General features: G+C 65.4%; 14 protein-coding genes. 11 read left to right on the forward strand and 3 right to left on the reverse strand.

Annotation, left to right across the window (positions count from 1 at the left end):
• Window positions 1-18 precede the first annotated feature (18 nt).
• Window positions 19-726, forward strand: a complete 708-nt coding sequence (locus tag FCN22_RS00295) for a GAF and ANTAR domain-containing protein (RefSeq protein ID WP_137119532.1) — start codon at window positions 19-21, stop codon at window positions 724-726.
• Window positions 727-765: 39 nt separating this feature from the next.
• Here FCN22_RS00295 and FCN22_RS00300 read toward each other — a convergent pair whose 3' ends face one another.
• The 3 genes from FCN22_RS00300 to FCN22_RS00310 form a co-directional block, all read right to left on the reverse strand.
• On the reverse strand, window positions 766-1,959 hold the full coding sequence (locus tag FCN22_RS00300) for an alpha/beta hydrolase (protein WP_137119533.1): 1,194 nt from the start codon (window positions 1,957-1,959) through the stop codon (window positions 766-768).
• Between the two features lie 115 nt (window positions 1,960-2,074).
• Window positions 2,075-3,472: a sensor histidine kinase gene (locus tag FCN22_RS00305; protein WP_137119534.1), complete on the reverse strand. Its 1,398-nt coding sequence runs from the start codon at window positions 3,470-3,472 to the stop codon at window positions 2,075-2,077.
• A 27-nt stretch (window positions 3,473-3,499) separates the two neighbouring features.
• Window positions 3,500-4,105 (reverse strand): DedA family protein, encoded by a 606-nt coding sequence (locus FCN22_RS00310; protein ID WP_137119535.1) that lies wholly within the window; start codon window positions 4,103-4,105, stop codon window positions 3,500-3,502.
• Window positions 4,106-4,321: 216 nt separating this feature from the next.
• Here FCN22_RS00310 and FCN22_RS00315 point away from each other — a divergent pair, with 216 nt between their 5' ends.
• From FCN22_RS00315 to FCN22_RS00360, 10 genes are all read left to right on the forward strand, one after another.
• Window positions 4,322-5,809 carry a CCA tRNA nucleotidyltransferase gene (locus FCN22_RS00315; protein WP_137119536.1) on the forward strand — a complete coding sequence of 496 codons (1,488 nt, stop codon included), beginning with the start codon at window positions 4,322-4,324 and terminating at the stop codon, window positions 5,807-5,809.
• Window positions 5,810-5,978: 169 nt separating this feature from the next.
• Window positions 5,979-7,811, forward strand: a complete 1,833-nt coding sequence (locus tag FCN22_RS00320; RefSeq protein ID WP_238384427.1) for a polysaccharide biosynthesis protein — start codon at window positions 5,979-5,981, stop codon at window positions 7,809-7,811.
• A 95-nt stretch (window positions 7,812-7,906) separates the two neighbouring features.
• On the forward strand, window positions 7,907-8,929 hold the full coding sequence (locus tag FCN22_RS00325) for a polysaccharide biosynthesis protein (RefSeq protein ID WP_137119537.1): 1,023 nt from the start codon (window positions 7,907-7,909) through the stop codon (window positions 8,927-8,929).
• Between the two features lie 4 nt (window positions 8,930-8,933).
• A complete protein-coding gene (locus FCN22_RS00330; protein WP_137119538.1) occupies window positions 8,934-10,142 on the forward strand; it encodes a glycosyltransferase family 4 protein in 1,209 nt (402 codons plus the stop codon).
• Complete coding sequence (locus FCN22_RS00335; protein ID WP_238384428.1) at window positions 10,139-10,801, forward strand: sugar transferase; 663 nt, start codon at window positions 10,139-10,141, stop codon at window positions 10,799-10,801. The genes FCN22_RS00330 and FCN22_RS00335 overlap by 4 nt, the downstream gene beginning before the upstream one ends.
• 2 nt (window positions 10,802-10,803) lie before the next feature.
• Window positions 10,804-11,661, forward strand: a complete 858-nt coding sequence (locus FCN22_RS00340; protein WP_137119540.1) for a sulfotransferase family protein — start codon at window positions 10,804-10,806, stop codon at window positions 11,659-11,661.
• The gene (locus FCN22_RS00345; protein ID WP_137119541.1) at window positions 11,648-12,841 is read left to right on the forward strand and encodes a DegT/DnrJ/EryC1/StrS family aminotransferase; all 1,194 of its coding nucleotides are present in this window, start codon (window positions 11,648-11,650) and stop codon (window positions 12,839-12,841) included. The genes FCN22_RS00340 and FCN22_RS00345 overlap by 14 nt, the downstream gene beginning before the upstream one ends.
• Entirely contained in the window at window positions 12,838-13,983 is a 1,146-nt protein-coding gene (locus FCN22_RS00350) for a polysaccharide biosynthesis C-terminal domain-containing protein (RefSeq protein ID WP_137119542.1), read from the forward strand. The genes FCN22_RS00345 and FCN22_RS00350 overlap by 4 nt, the downstream gene beginning before the upstream one ends.
• On the forward strand, window positions 13,980-15,116 hold the full coding sequence (wecB, locus tag FCN22_RS00355) for a non-hydrolyzing UDP-N-acetylglucosamine 2-epimerase (RefSeq protein ID WP_137119543.1): 1,137 nt from the start codon (window positions 13,980-13,982) through the stop codon (window positions 15,114-15,116). Before FCN22_RS00350 ends, wecB begins: the two co-directional genes overlap by 4 nt.
• 231 nt (window positions 15,117-15,347) lie before the next feature.
• Window positions 15,348-15,962, forward strand: coding sequence for a sulfotransferase domain-containing protein (locus FCN22_RS00360; protein ID WP_162308081.1), 615 nt, complete (start codon window positions 15,348-15,350; stop codon window positions 15,960-15,962).
• Window positions 15,963-16,294: the final 332 nt, after the last annotated feature.

Raw genomic sequence — 16,294 nt, forward strand, 5'->3', positions numbered from 1 at the left:
GCCGAGTCGAGCAGGTCGATGACGGACCGTGACCTGCTGGCCGTGCGACTCGGTCAGCTGGCCAGGGAGTTGCAGCACGAGACCGACACGTCCGCGACGCTGGACGCCATGGTGTCGGCGGCCGTGCAGCTGGTCCCCGGCGCCGAGGAGGGCTCGGTCAGCGTGGTGACCTCGCGGAGGTTCGTCGACAGCCACCACGCGACCGGTTCGCTGCCGGAGCAGGTGGACGCGCTGCAGACCGAGACGGGGCAGGGCCCGTGCCTGGACGCGGCCTTCGAGCACCAGACGGTGCGGATCAATGACCTGCGGACCGCCGTGCGGTGGCCCGCGTTCGCCGCGCGAGCCGCCGAGACGGGGGCGCTGAGCATGCTCGCGTTCCAGCTGTATGTCGAGGGGGACAACCTGGGCGCGCTGAACCTGTTCTCGACCAAGGCGGACGCCTTCGACGACGAGTCCGAGCACGTCGGCCTGCTCTTCGCGGCGCACGCGGCGATCGCGGTCGCGGACGCCCAGAAGCAGGACCAGCTGCGCGAGGCGGTCGCCACCCGCGACGTGATCGGAGTGGCCAAGGGCATCCTGGCCGAGCGCTACAAGATCACGCCCGAGCAGGCGTTCCTGGTCCTGACCAGGCTCAGCCATGACACCGACACCAAGCTGCGTGAGGTCGCCGCGGAGCTGGTGCGCAGCGGCTCGCTGCCGGACCAGGACGCCGACACCGGTCGCTGAGCCACGCCGGACCCCGGGCTCGCGGTACCCCGCCGGCGCTCAGGAGCCGGCGGACAGGTGCTGGGACAGGAAGGCCAGCGCGCCGGGCACCTCGGCCCCCCAGGTGACGAAGTTGTGCCCGCCGGTCGGCAGGATGACCGCCGTGACCCGCATGGGCGGCCGGACCAGGTGGAGGAACCGCACCGTGTCGCGGTAGGTCCTCTCCTGCTTGCTGATCGTGACCATCAGCGAGACCGGCGGCGGGGCCTCGTGCTGCGCGAGCCACTCCGGGTCGTTGAAGTGCTTGAGCGACTTCCGGCCGGCCCACAGGTTGCCCGTGGTCGGGTCGTGGATCGCGTGGTAGTAGCCGGACAGCGAAACGCCGGCCCGGAAGGTCTCCGGGTGGTGCATCAGGATCTTGGTGGCGCAGTAGCCGCCGGTGGAGTCGCCCATCAGCCCCCAGTCGTCCGGCCGGACCCGCAGGGCCGACTGCAGCACGGTGGGCACGTCCTGGGCCAGGTAGGTCTCGACCTGCGGGCCGCCGGGGATGTCGGTGCACTCGGTGTCGCGCACCGGCACCACCGCGGAGCGGAGGAACACGTAGACCATCGGCGCCGCCTTGTGGGCCCGCACGGCCTGCAGGGCGTGTCCCGGGTAGTCCTGGTGCGAGGCCACCTCGCCCTGGGCCGAGCCCGGGTAGCCGGTCAGGACCTCGACCGCGGGAAAGCGGTGGTGGGCATACCGGTGCCGGAAGTACTGCGGCGGCAGGTAGACGTAGCCGTCCGTGGACAGGCCCGACTGCGGTCCGGAGAGCAGGACCGCCTCGACCCGGCCGCGGACGGCCCACTGCGAGCGCGTGGAGAAGCTGGTGTCGCCGACCACCCGCAGGTCGTGGGCGTCGGCCTTGTTCACGTCCAGCCTGACCCCGTGGACCGCCGGATCCCCGGGCCGGTGGCGATGCACGCTCCGGCTGACCTGCGGGCCGCCGGCGTGCAGCACGGTCGCCTGGTTGATGTTGACCTGGCCGCCGCCGAACAGGTCGGACCAGGAGGTGTAGAAGTCGCCGTAGTCGTTGGCCAGGGCCGCGACGAGCACGAGCGTGGTGAGCTGCCCCCCGACGAGCAGCGCCACCCGCGACCCCGCACGCACCGCGCGTGGCCCCCGCACCCGGGACCAGAGCAGGTAGGTGGCGACGGGGAAGAGCACCGCCAACACGGCGAGCAGGACGATCAACGACGTGCCGAGCAGGCTCATCAACCCTCCCGAGATGCGCGAGGCCGGTATGCCGACCTGTCGCCAGTGTCGGCGTATGCCGCTTGGAGGCCGCTGAGTCCCGCCGGCTCACCACACGCGGTTCACCGGATCCGGTTCACCGCACCCGGGGGAGCCGCACCTCGAACCGCGCGCCGCCGAGCGGCGACTCGACCACCCGCACGGTCCCGCCGTGCGCCCGCGCGACCTCGGCGACGATGGCCAGCCCGAGGCCGGTGCCTCCTTGCCCACGCTCGCGGCTGGCGTCGAGCCGGACGAAGCGGTCGAACACCCGCTCCCGGTCCTGCGGGGGTATGCCGTCCCCGTCGTCCTCGATGACCAGCAACGCCTCGTCGTCCTCGACGGTGACCGCCAGCCGGACCCGATCGCGGGCCTCCCGGACGGCGTTGTCGGCGAGGTTGCGGATCAGCTGGCCGAGCTTGCGGGCGTCGCCGCGGACCCGGACGGGGGCGATCTGGGCCCGGACCTCGACCCCGTGCAGGGCTCGGAGGCGGCGCGCCTCCGCGTCGACCAGGTCGTCCAGGTCCACATCGACCCGGTCGAGCCGCAGGCCGGTGTCGTCGGCCTCGGCGAGCAGCAGCAGGTCGTGGACCAGCTCGCTCATCCGCTCGGCCTCGGCATGCATCGTGGGGTGCGTCTCACGCCATACCTGCCCACTCGGGTCGGCGGCGGCGACCTCCAGCCCCACGATCACCGTGGAGAGCGGCGAGCGCAGCTCGTGGCTCGCGTCGGCGAGGAACCGGCGTTGCTCGCCGTGGGCCCGGTCGAGGCGGTCGAGCATCTCGTTCATGGTCTCGGCGAGACGGGCCACCTCGTCCCCGGAGCGGGGCACCGGCACCCTCTCGTCCAGGCGCGCCGCGGTGATGCTGCGCACCCGGGAGCGGATGCGCTCGACCGGCCGCAGCGCCCGGCCGACCAGCACCCACGTGGCGCCGCCGACCAACAGCAGCAGCAGGGGGATGCCGGCGAAGAGGTAGAACAGCACCGTCTCCACCGCCTCCTCGCGCTGCTTGAGCGGCGCGGCGACCACGACGGTGTAGTCGGCGCCGTCCCGGGTGATCCCGCGGGCCACGACCAGGTAGGGATCGTGGCCCTCGCCGAGGCTGGGGAGCGACGGGCGCTCGCGGACGACGACCGTGCCGGGCGCCGGGCGGGCCCTCGTCAGCGGCTGCGCGCTGGCGGGCACGGACGACGCAGCGACCACGTGGCCGGCCGGGCCGAGGACCTGCACGCTCTGCCCGCGCCGGTTCTCGTCGGCGAGCGTGTCCGGCAGCGCCAACAGCCTGTCCGACTCCACTTGCCGGACCACCTGCGCGGCCTGGGCACGAGCGTCGCCCTCGACCGTCGTGGTCAGCGCGTGCCGCAGCAGCAGCGAGAGCAGGAGGGCTCCCGCGAGCAGCGCGGCCGCGACGGTGACGACCGCAGCGACGGTCGACCGGGCCCGCACTCCCGCCAACACGCGGGCCAGCCGCCCACCCCACTTCGACGTCGTCATCGCCCGCCTCGCTTCGCCGAGGCGATCCTACGAGCGGCGGCGGTGCTCACGGACCCGCCACGCGATCACGCCGACCACCACCAGGCCGAGCACCACCAGCGCGGCGGTGCGGCCCACCGTCTTCTCGATCCGCGCATACGAGTTGCCGGCGAGGTAGCCGAGGGTCACCACGACCGCGCCCCAGACGATCCCGCCGGCCGCGTTGAAGGCAAGGAAGCGGCGGTAGGGCATCTGCGCAGTGCCGGCGAGCGCGGGCATGACGGCACGGAAGAAGGCGACCCACCGCCCGAGGAAGACCGCCACCCCCCCGCGCCGGGCGAGGAAGTCCTGGGCGTCCTGCAGGCGGTCCCGGCGCTTCGCGAAGATCTTGAGATCGAGCAACCGCGGCCCGAAGTGCTTCCCCACCTCATATCCCACGCTGTCGCCCACGATCGCCGCGACGATGACAACGGCCAGCACGGCGGCCAGCGGCACATGGCCCTGGCTGGCGGCGACCCCACCCAGGATCGCGGCGGTCTCGCCCGGGATGACGAAGCCGACGAAGAGCGCGTCCTCGGCGAAGACCACCGCCCCCACGACGAGCAGGATCGCCCAGGTCGGCGCGGACAGGATGCCGTCGAGGAAGTTGGTCATGCGGGGCCCTCGCGAAGTATCGGAGCGGAGCGGTGAGCGGGGTCCCTGCGAAGTACCGAGTGAGGCACGAGCGAGGACTTCGTGGGGTGCTCTTCGTGGGGTGCGGTCATGGCAGGTTCACGCTACGGCCTGACCGCTGTGCCCGCCCTGAGCAGCACGACCAGCGGCGACGGTGACCCTGCCGCGGAGGAGCGCGACCACAAGCGCTGAGCTCGTATGCCGGCCGGTCACCTAGTCTTGTCTCTCGTGCCCACCCCCGCGCCCCCGAGTGCCCTGCTGCAGGAGGCCGTGCGCCACCTCGCGCCGGTCCTGCCGCTGCTGACCGAGCTAGGCGAGCGGTTTGCCGCCGGTGGCCACGAGCTGGCGCTGGTGGGCGGCCCGGTGCGCGATGCGTTCCTGGGGCGGACCTCGCCCGACCTGGACTTCACCACCGATGCGACGCCGGACGAGTCCCTGGCGCTGCTGCGTGGATGGGCCGACGCCCACTGGGAGGTGGGCCGCGCGTTCGGCACGATCGGCGCACGGCACGGTGGCGTGACGGTCGAGGTGACGACCTACCGCACCGACGCCTACGACCGGACCTCGCGCAAGCCGGAGGTCGCCTTCGGTGACAGCCTCGAGGACGACCTGGTCCGCCGCGACTTCACGGTCAACGCGATGGCGCTGCGCCTGCCCGACCTCGAGTTCGTCGACCCGCACGACGGGCTGACCGACCTGGCCGCGCGCCGACTGCGCACGCCCGGTGCCCCGGAGGAGTCCTTCGGCGATGACCCGCTGCGGATGATGCGGGCGGCGCGGTTCGTCGCGCAGCTCGGGGTGGCAGTCGACCCCGGGGTGGCCCGGGCCATGGCGGAGATGTCCGGGAGCCTCTCGATCGTCTCGGCCGAGCGGATCCGCGACGAGCTGGTCAAGCTGCTGCTGGCGCCGTCGCCGCGGCCCGGGCTGGATCTGCTGGTGCGGACCGGCCTGGCCGACGTGATGCTGCCCGAGCTGCCCGCGCTGCGGCTCGAGATCGACGAGCACCACCGGCACAAGGACGTCTACGAGCACTCGCTCATCGTGCTGGAGCAGGCGATCGCCCTCGAGGGGCCCGCTGGTGGGCCACCCGAGTCGGTGCCCGGCCCCGACCTGGTGCTGCGACTCGCGGCACTGCTGCACGACATCGGCAAGCCGGCCACCCGCCGCTTCGAGTCCGGTGGCGGAGTGAGCTTCCACCACCACGAGGTGGTCGGGGCCAAGCTGACCCGCAAGCGGCTGCGGGCACTGCGGTTCGACAAGGAGACCGTGCGCGACGTCAGCCGGCTGGTCGAGCTGCACCTGCGCTTCCACGGCTACGGCACAGGGGAGTGGACCGACTCGGCGGTGCGTCGTTACGTGACGGACGCCGGACCGTTGCTGCCGCGGCTGCACCGGCTGACCCGGTCGGACTGCACCACGCGCAACGTCCGCAAGGCCGCGCGACTGGCGCGCACCTACGACGACCTCGAGGAGCGGGTCGAGCGGCTCCAGGAGCAGGAGTCGCTGGCGGCCGTGCGCCCCGAGCTCAACGGCAACGAGATCGCCGAAGCCCTCGGCATCGAGCCGGGACCGGTGCTGGGCAGGGCCTACAAGTTCCTGCTGTCGGTCCGGCTCGACCAGGGCCTGATCGGCAAGGAGAGGGCACGGGAAGAGCTGCTCGCCTGGTGGGCCGAGCGACCGAGGTAGGGCCGCAGCGACAGGACCCGATGGTCAAGCGCGGTCAACGAAGCAGTAATTCTTTGTTAAGGAATCCATCAGGCGATGCTTGACCCGTGCCAATTCCCTTACTCGACGTCCAGTCGACGTCTTACGTGCCTATAGCCTGTGTCCGGCCGTACGCACGTTGGAGGTGGTGGTGGCTCAGGAAAATTGGCGACGGCGCGACCGCTTCGTCCGATGGACGTGGGCCTCCTTCGACTCCCTGATCTGGGCCGGCGCGGTGCTGCTCGCCTGTTGGCTGCGGTTCGACTTCGACCCCTCGAAGGTGCTCGTGCATGGCACCGTACGGTTTGCGCTCGCCGCCATGGTCGGCCAGGTGGTCCTCGGTGGCCTTGTCGGTCCTTATGTTGTCGGCCACCAGCGAGGCTCCTTCGAGGAGATCGCCGACGTGGCCAAGACCGTCTTCCTCGTGGGCAGCGGCCTGTTCCTCTGGGCCATGCTCGCCAACCCGATCCTGGTGCCGCGGAGCGTGCCGGTGACGGGCAGCGCTCTCGCGCTGCTCGCCATGTTTGCGTTGAGGTTTGCTGTCCGGGCGGCCAACACGCGACGCGTTGCGCGTCGAGTGAGTGAGCGGCGCGTCATCGTTTTCGGCGCCGGCAACGCCGGTCGCAGACTCACCCGCAGCATGCTGCGCGAACCGGAGTCCGGGTTTCGGCCGGTGGCCATGTTGGACGACGACAGGGCCAAGAGCCGGCTGCGGATCGACGGCGTCCGCGTGCGCGGCACTCGCGCCAGTCTGGCTGACGTGGCCACGCGCTATGACGCAACCGACTTGGCGCTTGCGATGCCCAACGCGGATGCGGCGTTGATCCGGGACCTTGTCGAGCGAGCCGACCAGCTGGGTTTGCGCAGCTTGGTGCTGCCTCGCCTCGGCGACATCTTCGACGGCAGACCGACGGCCCAGGACCTGCGCGACATCAACCTGGAGGACCTGCTCGGGCGCCGTCCGGTCGAGCTCGACCAGACGGCCATCGCCCAGCTGCTCGAGGGCAAGCGGGTGCTGGTGACCGGAGCCGGTGGATCGATCGGCTCCGAGCTCTGCCGACAGATCGCCGCTTTCGGCCCCGGCAAGCTGCTGCTGCTCGACCGCGACGAGTCCGCGCTGCACGCGACTCAGCTGACCCTCGCGGGCCACGGCCTGCTCGACGGGGACGACATGCTATTGGCTGACATCCGCGACCCCGAGGCCTTGCACCGGATCTTCGACCAGCACAGGCCCCAGGTCGTTTTCCACGCGGCCGCCCTCAAACACCTGCCCCTGCTCGAGCGCTATCCGCTGGAGGCTTGGAAGACCAACGTGCTTGGCACCCTCAACGTGGCCGAGGCGGCCGAAGCGGCCGGGGTGGAGACGTTCGTCAACGTCTCCACCGACAAGGCGGCCAACCCGAGCTGCGTCCTCGGCTACAGCAAGCGCGTTGCCGAGCGGATCGTGGCCGACTTCGCGCGTCACGAGTCGGCACGGTTCGTGAGCGTGCGGTTCGGCAATGTGCTCGGCTCGCGCGGCTCGGTCGTGCCGGCATTCACCTCCCAGATCGAACGCGGTGGACCGGTCACCGTGACCCACCCCGACGTCGAGCGCTTCTTCATGCTCATCCCCGAGGCGTGCCAGTTGGTGCTCCAGGCAGGCGTTATCGGCTCCGCGGGCGAGGTCATGGTCCTGGAGATGGGCGAGCAGGTGAAGATCGTCGACGTCGCGCGGACGTTGATCCGGTTGTCCGGTCGCACCGACGTCGAGATCTTGTTCACCGGACTCCGTCCGGGCGAAAAGCTCGCAGAGGAGCTCTTCTACCCCGGCGCGACCCGACAGCCCACCTCTCACCCGCTGGTGTCGAGTGTCGCCGTGCCCTACATCGACCCCGCCACTGTCCGGAGATCCCGGCACGACGGCCATGCAGCCGCTGCGGAGTGGATGCGCGCCAGCGCGCAGGGCAGTGACCAAGTTCCCAGTGCGTTGCGGGTGATCGGCTGATGTCCCGGCCACCGCCCGGAGCGGAAGTCAACGAGCACTACCATTCCAACACTCTGTCAGCGCTGTCACGCGACGGCGCAGGAAGCGGTTAACGCGTGAGTTCCCCAGTCAGTTCCCGAACTGCCTTAGTCACGGGTGGCACCGGCTCGTTCGGCGGCACCATGGTCCGACGGCTGCTGGCAGCAGGGCTCGAAGAGATCCGTGTCCTAAGTCGGGACGAGCTGAAGCAGCACGACATGCGAGTGGCCATTAACGACTCCCGGGTGAAGTTCTACCTCGGCGACGTTCGTGACCGGGCCAGCGTCGACCGGGCGATGAGGGACGTAGACATCGTCTTCCACGCGGCCGCGCTCAAGCAGGTACCGTCATGCGAGTTCTTTCCGATGGAGGCGGTCCGAACCAATGTCATCGGCAGCTCCAACGTGATCGAGTCTGCGGGGGCACATGGCGTGCGGTCTCTCGTCTGCCTCGGTACGGACAAAGCCGCCTACCCGGTCAACGCCATGGGCATGTCGAAGGCGTTGATGGAGAAGACCGCGCAGGCGTTCGCCCGCACGAACCCGGACTCCGGGACTACCGTGTCGACGGTCCGTTACGGCAATGTGCTGTGCTCGCGCGGGTCGGTGATCCCGCTGTTCATTCGCCAGTTGCGAAGCGGTAAGGCAATGACCGTGACCGACCCGGAGATGACCCGATTCTTGATGTCTCTGGACGAGGCCGTCCTGCTCGTGGAACACGCCTTCGAGCACGCCAATTCTGGTGATCTGTTCATTCGAAAGGCGCCCGCCTGCACTGTCGGCGTGCTCGCCACGGCGGTCGCCGAAATGGCTGGTTACGAACCGCGCATTGAGGTAATCGGGACCCGGCACGGCGAGAAGCTGTACGAGACCCTCGCGACAGTCGAGGAACTGTCCAGAGCGCAGGATCAGGGCGAGTTCTTTCGCGTCAGCCTAGACGGCCGCGATCTCAATTATCGTGAGTACTTCGTGGAGGGGGAAGTGCCAGAGAGCATCGCCCGCGAGGACTACCACTCGCATAACACCGAGAGGCTGGAGGTCGAAGAAGTCAAGAAGGTGCTGAGCGGACTGCCCGACTTCCAAGCGCTCGTCGACGGCTGAGTGAATGCAGACGCCATTGAGAATCGTTCTGGTCCATCGCTATTTTTATCCGGACACGCCACCGTACGCGACTATCCTGTTGTCGGTTGCCAAAGCGTTGGCGGCTGCAGGGCACGATGTCACCGTGCTGACCTGTCAACCGTCGTACAACCGCCAGGTGGTGGATTGCGCACCCGCGCGCGAGAACATTGATGGGGTCGAGGTCGTTCGATGGCCGGTCGTCGATGACCGCAAGTCGATGGGACGCAAACTGCTCAACCTAGTGATGTTCGCCCTGCACCTGATGCTGGCACGAAGGACGTTTCGGGATGCCGAGGTCGTCATGGCAGCTACGACGCCCCCAGTGCTGATCGCGTCGTTGTGTTCCCTGCTTGCTCGCCAGCACGGAGCCCGCTTCATCTATCACAAGCAAGATATCTACCCAGAGGTGGTCCAGGCGACGGGCCAGCAGTCGGCGACCCCCGTCAACTGGATTCTGCGCCAAGTTGACCGTCGAACTGACCGGAGGGCGGACCGGCTCGTGGTTCTGTCTGACGACATGAAACGAACCTCGGAAGCCCGTGGCGTTTCCTCTGAACGAATTGCCATCCTTAACAACTTCGATCCATGGGAGATTGGCACTCTCGCGGAGAAGGCTACGGAGGAGGAACAGTCTTCGAAGGCACTGAACCTCGTTTTCGCAGGCAATCTGGGCAGATTCCAAGGACTCGAGGCGCTCGTCAATCTGATCCATAAAACGAAGGACGAGTCAAGGATTACTTGGCACTTCTTCGGGGACGGCCCCATGAAGCAGGCGATCGCGGTTCTTGCGGACGATCGTTGCAACATCGTCATGCACGGATACCAGCCTGCGCCCGTTGTCGCATCATTCGTCAGCCGGGCTGATTTGGGCATTGTCTCACTCCATCCGGGGGTGATTACTGCGGCCTACCCGAGCAAGACGATGACGTATCTCAGGCAAGGCTGTCCGATTCTCGCGCTCGTAGACGAGGACAGCGAACTCGCAAGTATGGTGCGGGAGAACCGGATCGGCCTCACCGTGGACCAACGTGCGACGGGGTTGCTCGCGTCACAGCTTCAGGAGCTAATCATCGACCGGCGGTCGCTCGATGGAGCCCGCGAGCGTGCGAGAACAGTTTACGTAGACAACTTTTCACCCGAAGTGCAACTCAAGCGATGGATCGCACTTTTCGAGGAGGTGGCCACCTTATGAAGCACGTGGTCGATCGCACGCTGGCAGTTCTCGGGCTGGTGGTCGCCTCACCGTTTCTGGCGGCTGCAGCGATCGGAATCAAGATTTCATCAGCGGGACCGGTACTTTACCGAGCTCAAAGAGCTGGAATGGACGGTTCTCCATTCACGATGTTCAAGCTGCGAACGATGCGCCTCGGCACCGGCGGCTCAGCACGGATCACGGGGGCAGACGATCCGCGGGTGTTCATGGTTGGCAGCCTGCTGCGTCGGTGCAAACTTGACGAGGTTCCCCAACTTGTCAACGTTGCTCGAGGAGAGATGGCGCTGGTCGGCCCCCGGCCAGAGGACGTCTCTATTGTCCGGGACCACTATGACGCGATGATGTGGGAGTCACTCACTGTCCTTCCAGGACTGACGAGCCCGGGAAGTCTGCGCTACTTCGCGGACGAGGCTGCCCTCCCAGCCGACTCCGCCGAAGCGGAAGCTGTCTACCTGTCGACATTGCTGCCACGCAAGATCGCGATGGACCTCGTGTATGTGCGCTCTCGTACAGCGCGTTATGACGTACAAATCGTCCTGCGCACTCTGCTGAGCATTGTGGGATTCGACTCCATGTTCCGGCGGACTCTTGCAAACGAGGAGAAAGAAGCGCAACGCATTCTCGAAGGAGTGCGCTGACGATGGGGCGTGAGGTGAAGCCGGTGATTGTCATCGGCGCGGCGCGTAGTGGGACGAAAATTCTCCGGGACAGCCTTGCAGTGGCCACCAGCGCTGGCAGCGTGCCGTACGACATCGGATACGTGTGGCGGTACGGCAATGAGCGCTCTCCCGATGATGCCTTGGACACGCGAAGTGTGAAGCCAAAGACTGTCCGGTTAGTTCGGCGCTTCATCGGCAGGTACGTCGGACCCAATGGTCTCGTGATCGAAAAGACTGTAGGGAACACTCTGCGAGTCCCGTATGTCGCTAAGATCTTGCCGGATGCAACATTTGTGCATATCGTCCGTGACGGCGTGAACGTGACGGAGTCCACGTGGCGCGAATGGCACGCTCCGGGGAATCTGCGCTACCTATGCGCGAAGACCCGCCACTTCCCGGTGCGGATGATCCCGACCTACGGGCGCAAGTTTCTTGTTGCACAAACCTGGCGTCGTTGGCGATTGGGTGGGACGGCCGGGACATGGGGCCCGCGATATCCGGGCATCGACCGCGACCTGACGGAGGTCGGAGTGTGGGCTGTCTGCGCCAGGCAGTGGCGATTCTCGGTGACCTCGGCGAGTCAGGGATTGGCCAGGTTGCCGAACCAAGTCGTCGAAGTTAGGTTCGAGGACTTGCTCATGGATCCGGCCGCTACATTGGCATCGTTGGTCAGGCAACTGGGGCTTCCCGTCGATGAGGAGAGTTTGGGCCGGGCTGCGAAGATGGTCAAACCAGCGGCCACGCATTCGGCGCGAGGAAAATTGAACGAGGAACAGCGAGTGCTGCTCGGGCGTGAAATCGGTGACCTGCTGAAGGAGCTCGGCTATGACAGTCCCTGACGTCAAGGACACCAATCCCGTACCCTTTGCGCTTCCCGATATCACAGAGCGTGAGATCTCCGAGGTTGTTGACACCCTGCGGTCAAACTGGGTGACGACGGGCCCGAAGGTGAGGCGCTTCGAGGGAGGTTTCGCTACTGCGGTTGGCGGTAGGCACGCGGTCGCGGTCAACTCTTGTACGGCAGCACTGCATCTGGCCCTTGAAGCTCTCGGCGTCACCAGTGGCGATCGGGTGTACATGCCGCCGTACACCTTTGCTGCGACAGCAGAGGTGGTGCGCTACCTTGGCGCCACCCCCGTGTTCGTCGACGTTGAGCGCGACACACTCAATATCGACCTTGATCTTCTCGAACGACAACTCGAGCAGGACCGAGCGGTGTTCCCCGGCCGAGGCCGGGCCGTGATGCCGGTCCATATCGCTGGTGTTCCGGTGGATATGGACCGGCTCTGGGACCTCGCGCGCAAATTCTCCCTGGCGGTCGTGGAAGACGCAGCTCACGCGTTCCCGGCGAGCAGAGCGGGGAATGTGGTTGGCTCGATGCCGGACGACATCCGTGGCGCGGTCTGCTTCTCGTTCTACGCGACTAAGACGATCACGACGGGCGAAGGTGGAATGCTCGTCACCCCAGACGAGTCTCTCGCAGAGCGGGCGCGAAGCATGAGCCTGCACGGACTGAGTCGCGCGGCCTGGAAACGGTACGAGTCGGGCGGCAACTGGCGCTATGACATCGTCGCGCCCGGATACAAGTACAACCTAACTGACATCGCAGCGGCCCTCGGGTTGGTGCAACTTGATCGGGCAGTGGTGATGCGTGACAAGCGGGCGGCGATTGCGGAGCGCTACAACAAGGCATTCGCCGACACTCGGCTCGAGCTGCCGACCGTTCCGAGCGGCGTTGCGAGCGCGTGGCATCTGTACATCGTTCGCGCGCGGGACGAGGCATCCAGGGACAGCCTGATCGCTCACCTGACTGCGGAAGGTGTGGGGTCCAGCGTCCACTTCATCCCATTGCATCTGCACAGCTACTACAGGGAGACCTACGGTTACGAGGAAGCAGACTTTCCTGTCGCGTCCTCCCAGTTCTCACGCGCTGTCTCACTGCCCGCGTTCAGCTCGATGTCTGACCTGCAGATTCGCAGGGTGATCGACGTCGTTCACGCTTGGGAGGAACCGGCATGACCACGGCGGAGAGAATCGGGCAGATTGCCATCACGGGTGGTCACGGCTTCCTCGGCTGGCACACGATGGTCCGGCTGCTGGCCGAGCACAATACTGATCCAATCAGGCTAGGCCGCGCCGACTTCAGGGATGCAGGAACCCTGCGGGCCGCGCTCGGGAAGGCAGACACGATCATCCATCTCGCCGGAGTAAACCGCGCCGGCTCACGTGAGGCCGTAGAGCAGGGTAATGTGCAGATTGCTCAGACACTGGCCGAGGCGATCGGGCTGCGCGGCCAGCCGGTGCACCTGGTCTATGGCAACTCGATCCAGTCGGAGCAGGACAATCCTTACGGTCGCGGCAAGGCAAAGGGGGCCGAGGTCCTTGCAAAGGCGTCGCGATCGGTCGCAGGGACCATGGCTGATGTCGCGCTTCCCAACCTCTTCGGCGAACACGGTCGCCCTAATTACAACTCATTTGTTGCGACGTTCTGCCACGTGCTAGCCACGGGTGGCCAGCCTGAGATTCATACCGACAGTGTTATACCCCTGCTGCATGCTCAAGATGCAGCCGATGCACTGATCAATGCTGCCAAGCGGACTGAGAACCACGCTTACCGCCCTGGTGGCAGCTCCCACCGGGTGAGTGACGTGCTCACACAACTGGTGCAATTCCGCGACATCTATGCGATCGGTCATATCCCGCCCCTTCCGGACAAGTTCTCGGTGGACCTCTTCAACACTTACCGATCATTCCTGTTCCCTCAGCACTTTCCGATCCACCCAACCCTGCACAGTGACGAGCGGGGTCACCTTTCCGAAGCATTCCGGACACACGGCGGAACCGGGATGGCGTTCGTATCGACCACCAAGCCAGGAAAGATGCGCGGCGATCACTACCACCTCAGCAAAATCGAGCGCTTCTTCGTGGCGTCGGGCGAAGCCGAGATAGCGCTGCGCCGAATCGGCCACGATGGCATTGTGAGGTTCCGGTTGAGCGGTGACCGCCCAGGGTTCGTCGACATGCCAACTATGTGGGTGCACAACGTCACCAACGTCGGGCAACAGAATCTCGTGATGGTCTTTTGGGCAGACCAACTACTCGATCTCGAGAATTCTGACCAGTACCCAGAGCGGGTCGAGCGCGAAGAGGCCAGACCATGACCAAGGTGATGACAATAGTAGGTACGAGGCCCGAGGTTATCCGGCTTTCCCGAGTGATCGATCGACTCGACAAGACCGTTGACCACGTCCTAGTGCACACGGGCCAGAACTACGACCACAACCTCAACCAGGTTTTCTTCGAGGACCTGGATCTGCGGGCACCGGACCACTACCTCGACGTGGCCACGTCCTCCCTCGGCCAAGTGCTGGGGGAGATTCTGATCGAGACAGAGAAAGTGCTCACGGCGGAGAAGCCCGACGCGGTTCTGGTGCTCGGCGATACCAACAGTTGCATCGCTGCCGTGATGGCGAAGCGGATGCGGGTTCCCGTCTATCACATGGAGGCCGGCAACCGCTGCTTTGACGAGAACGTCCCCGAGGAGACTAACCGTCGCATGGTGGACCATGTCGCCGACTTCAACCTGGTCTACACCGAGCATGCTCGTCGCAACCTGCTGGCAGAAGGCCTGCACCCTCGCCGGATCCTGATGACCGGATCCCCGATGCGCGAGGTGCTGGAGCACTTTAGGGCACGGATCGATGCCTCCGACGCGGTCAGGCGTCTGGGTCTGGAACCGCAAAAGTATCTGCTGGTCTCGGCCCATCGTGAGGAGAACGTCGACGCCCCGGAACGGCTGCGGATGCTGGTGGACTGCCTCCTCGCGGTCCACAAGAAGTGGCAGCTACCGGTGATCGTCTCGACCCACCCCCGGACCCGGAAGCGCCTCGAGGCCCTCGGCGCCGACCACAAGTCGTCAGACGTTAGGTGGATGGAGCCGTTCGGCTTCCACGATTACAACAAGCTCCAGATCAACGCGGCCTGTGTACTCTCTGACTCGGGTACAATCTCGGAGGAATCCTCGATCCTAGGCTTTCCAGCGATTACGTTGCGTGACTCCATTGAACGGCCCGAGGCCCTTGACGCGGGATCGATCATCATGACCGGGCTCGACAATGACAACGTTGTTCAAGGCGTGATGATGGCGATTGAAGATGGCCCCGTGGCCTCTTCGCACCCCGCTGGCTACGAGATCCACGACACTAGCAACCGCGTGGTGCGGTTCATAGCGTCAACCCATCGACGACACCGGGCATGGTCAGCACTGCGCGGAACTCTTTGGGACTTCAAGTGAGAGGATCCGTAAGAACAGCGCCTTTTCAATATGGTGGCAAATGTAAAAGCGTCGCTGGGCTGCCACTCCCGGTGTCTGAATGACAGAAGAGAGTATTGTGTGATAATCGTTTGTTGCGGGATGCCGCGATCAGGCTCGACATTACAGTTCAACATAGTCTGGAAAGTCTTGGTATCAGCGAATGCAGGTGTCCGCTTGGATTGGCGTCCTGCTGCAGAGTGGGACCGCGAAGTGACCTCGCTGACTGCGATGGCCTCAGATGATCAATACTATGTCCTGAAATCTCATTTCTTGCCTGACGTGATTCGCGAACGGGCCGAGAGCGACCCGCGATTCGAGTTCGTCTATGTCTGCCGCGATATTCGGGACGTGGTGTATTCGATGAAATTGAAGTTCAACTTCTCGCTATCACGAGCGCTTGCGCGCGTCGGTGACGCTCTAACTGTTGAGTCTTGGTTAACCAATGGTCCACGCGGCAGGGTTCTGACGCAGGACTATGAGGTGCTGTTGACAGACCTACGGCGCGCCGTTCAAGAGGTTGCAGACTTCGTGGGCGTGAAGCTAACGGCGGATACTGTCGACGCCCTGGTCGCAGAACTGAATATCGACGCCGCCTTCCAGAAGTCGCGGTCACGACGAGTCCCACTAGAGCATTGGCGGCGCCGCGCCAATCGACTGCTTGGCAGACAGGTACAGTTCGCGGATAAGGAACTCATGTTACATCCCCAACACGTCTCGAAGCACAAGGGAAAGATCGGCGCCTGGGCCACCGGCCTGGATGCACATGAGGTAGCAGCCATCGAGGCAAGATTCGGCGACCGCATAACCAAGGGCTTTCATGGGTAGTCAACGGCCGAAGATGGTTGCCTACGCCAAGGCAGATGTTGAAGCATGTGAATATCTCGGTCCGGAGGGAGTGTACTGGTCCAAGGGGAACCGAATATATAGAAGCGATGACCCTGACGGTCGCCTGGAGTTGATTGGAGCCGTTCCCTGGTCCGGGGTCCGGCGGATGCTTGGACAAGTACGACTAGGACGACGACTGGCTCGTCAAAACGTCTACAACGTCGTACCCCTAGACCAGTCGGACCGCATATTTTTTAGTTTTGCCACTGAGGTGGGGGTCATAGAAGGTGGAGCGGTCAAGCTTATTGATAATCGCCCGCGCAAGTCGAGGC

Origin of the sequence: Segeticoccus rhizosphaerae (genome assembly GCF_005222685.1) — a bacterium.
Lineage (GTDB): Bacteria > Actinomycetota > Actinomycetes > Actinomycetales > Dermatophilaceae > Segeticoccus > Segeticoccus rhizosphaerae.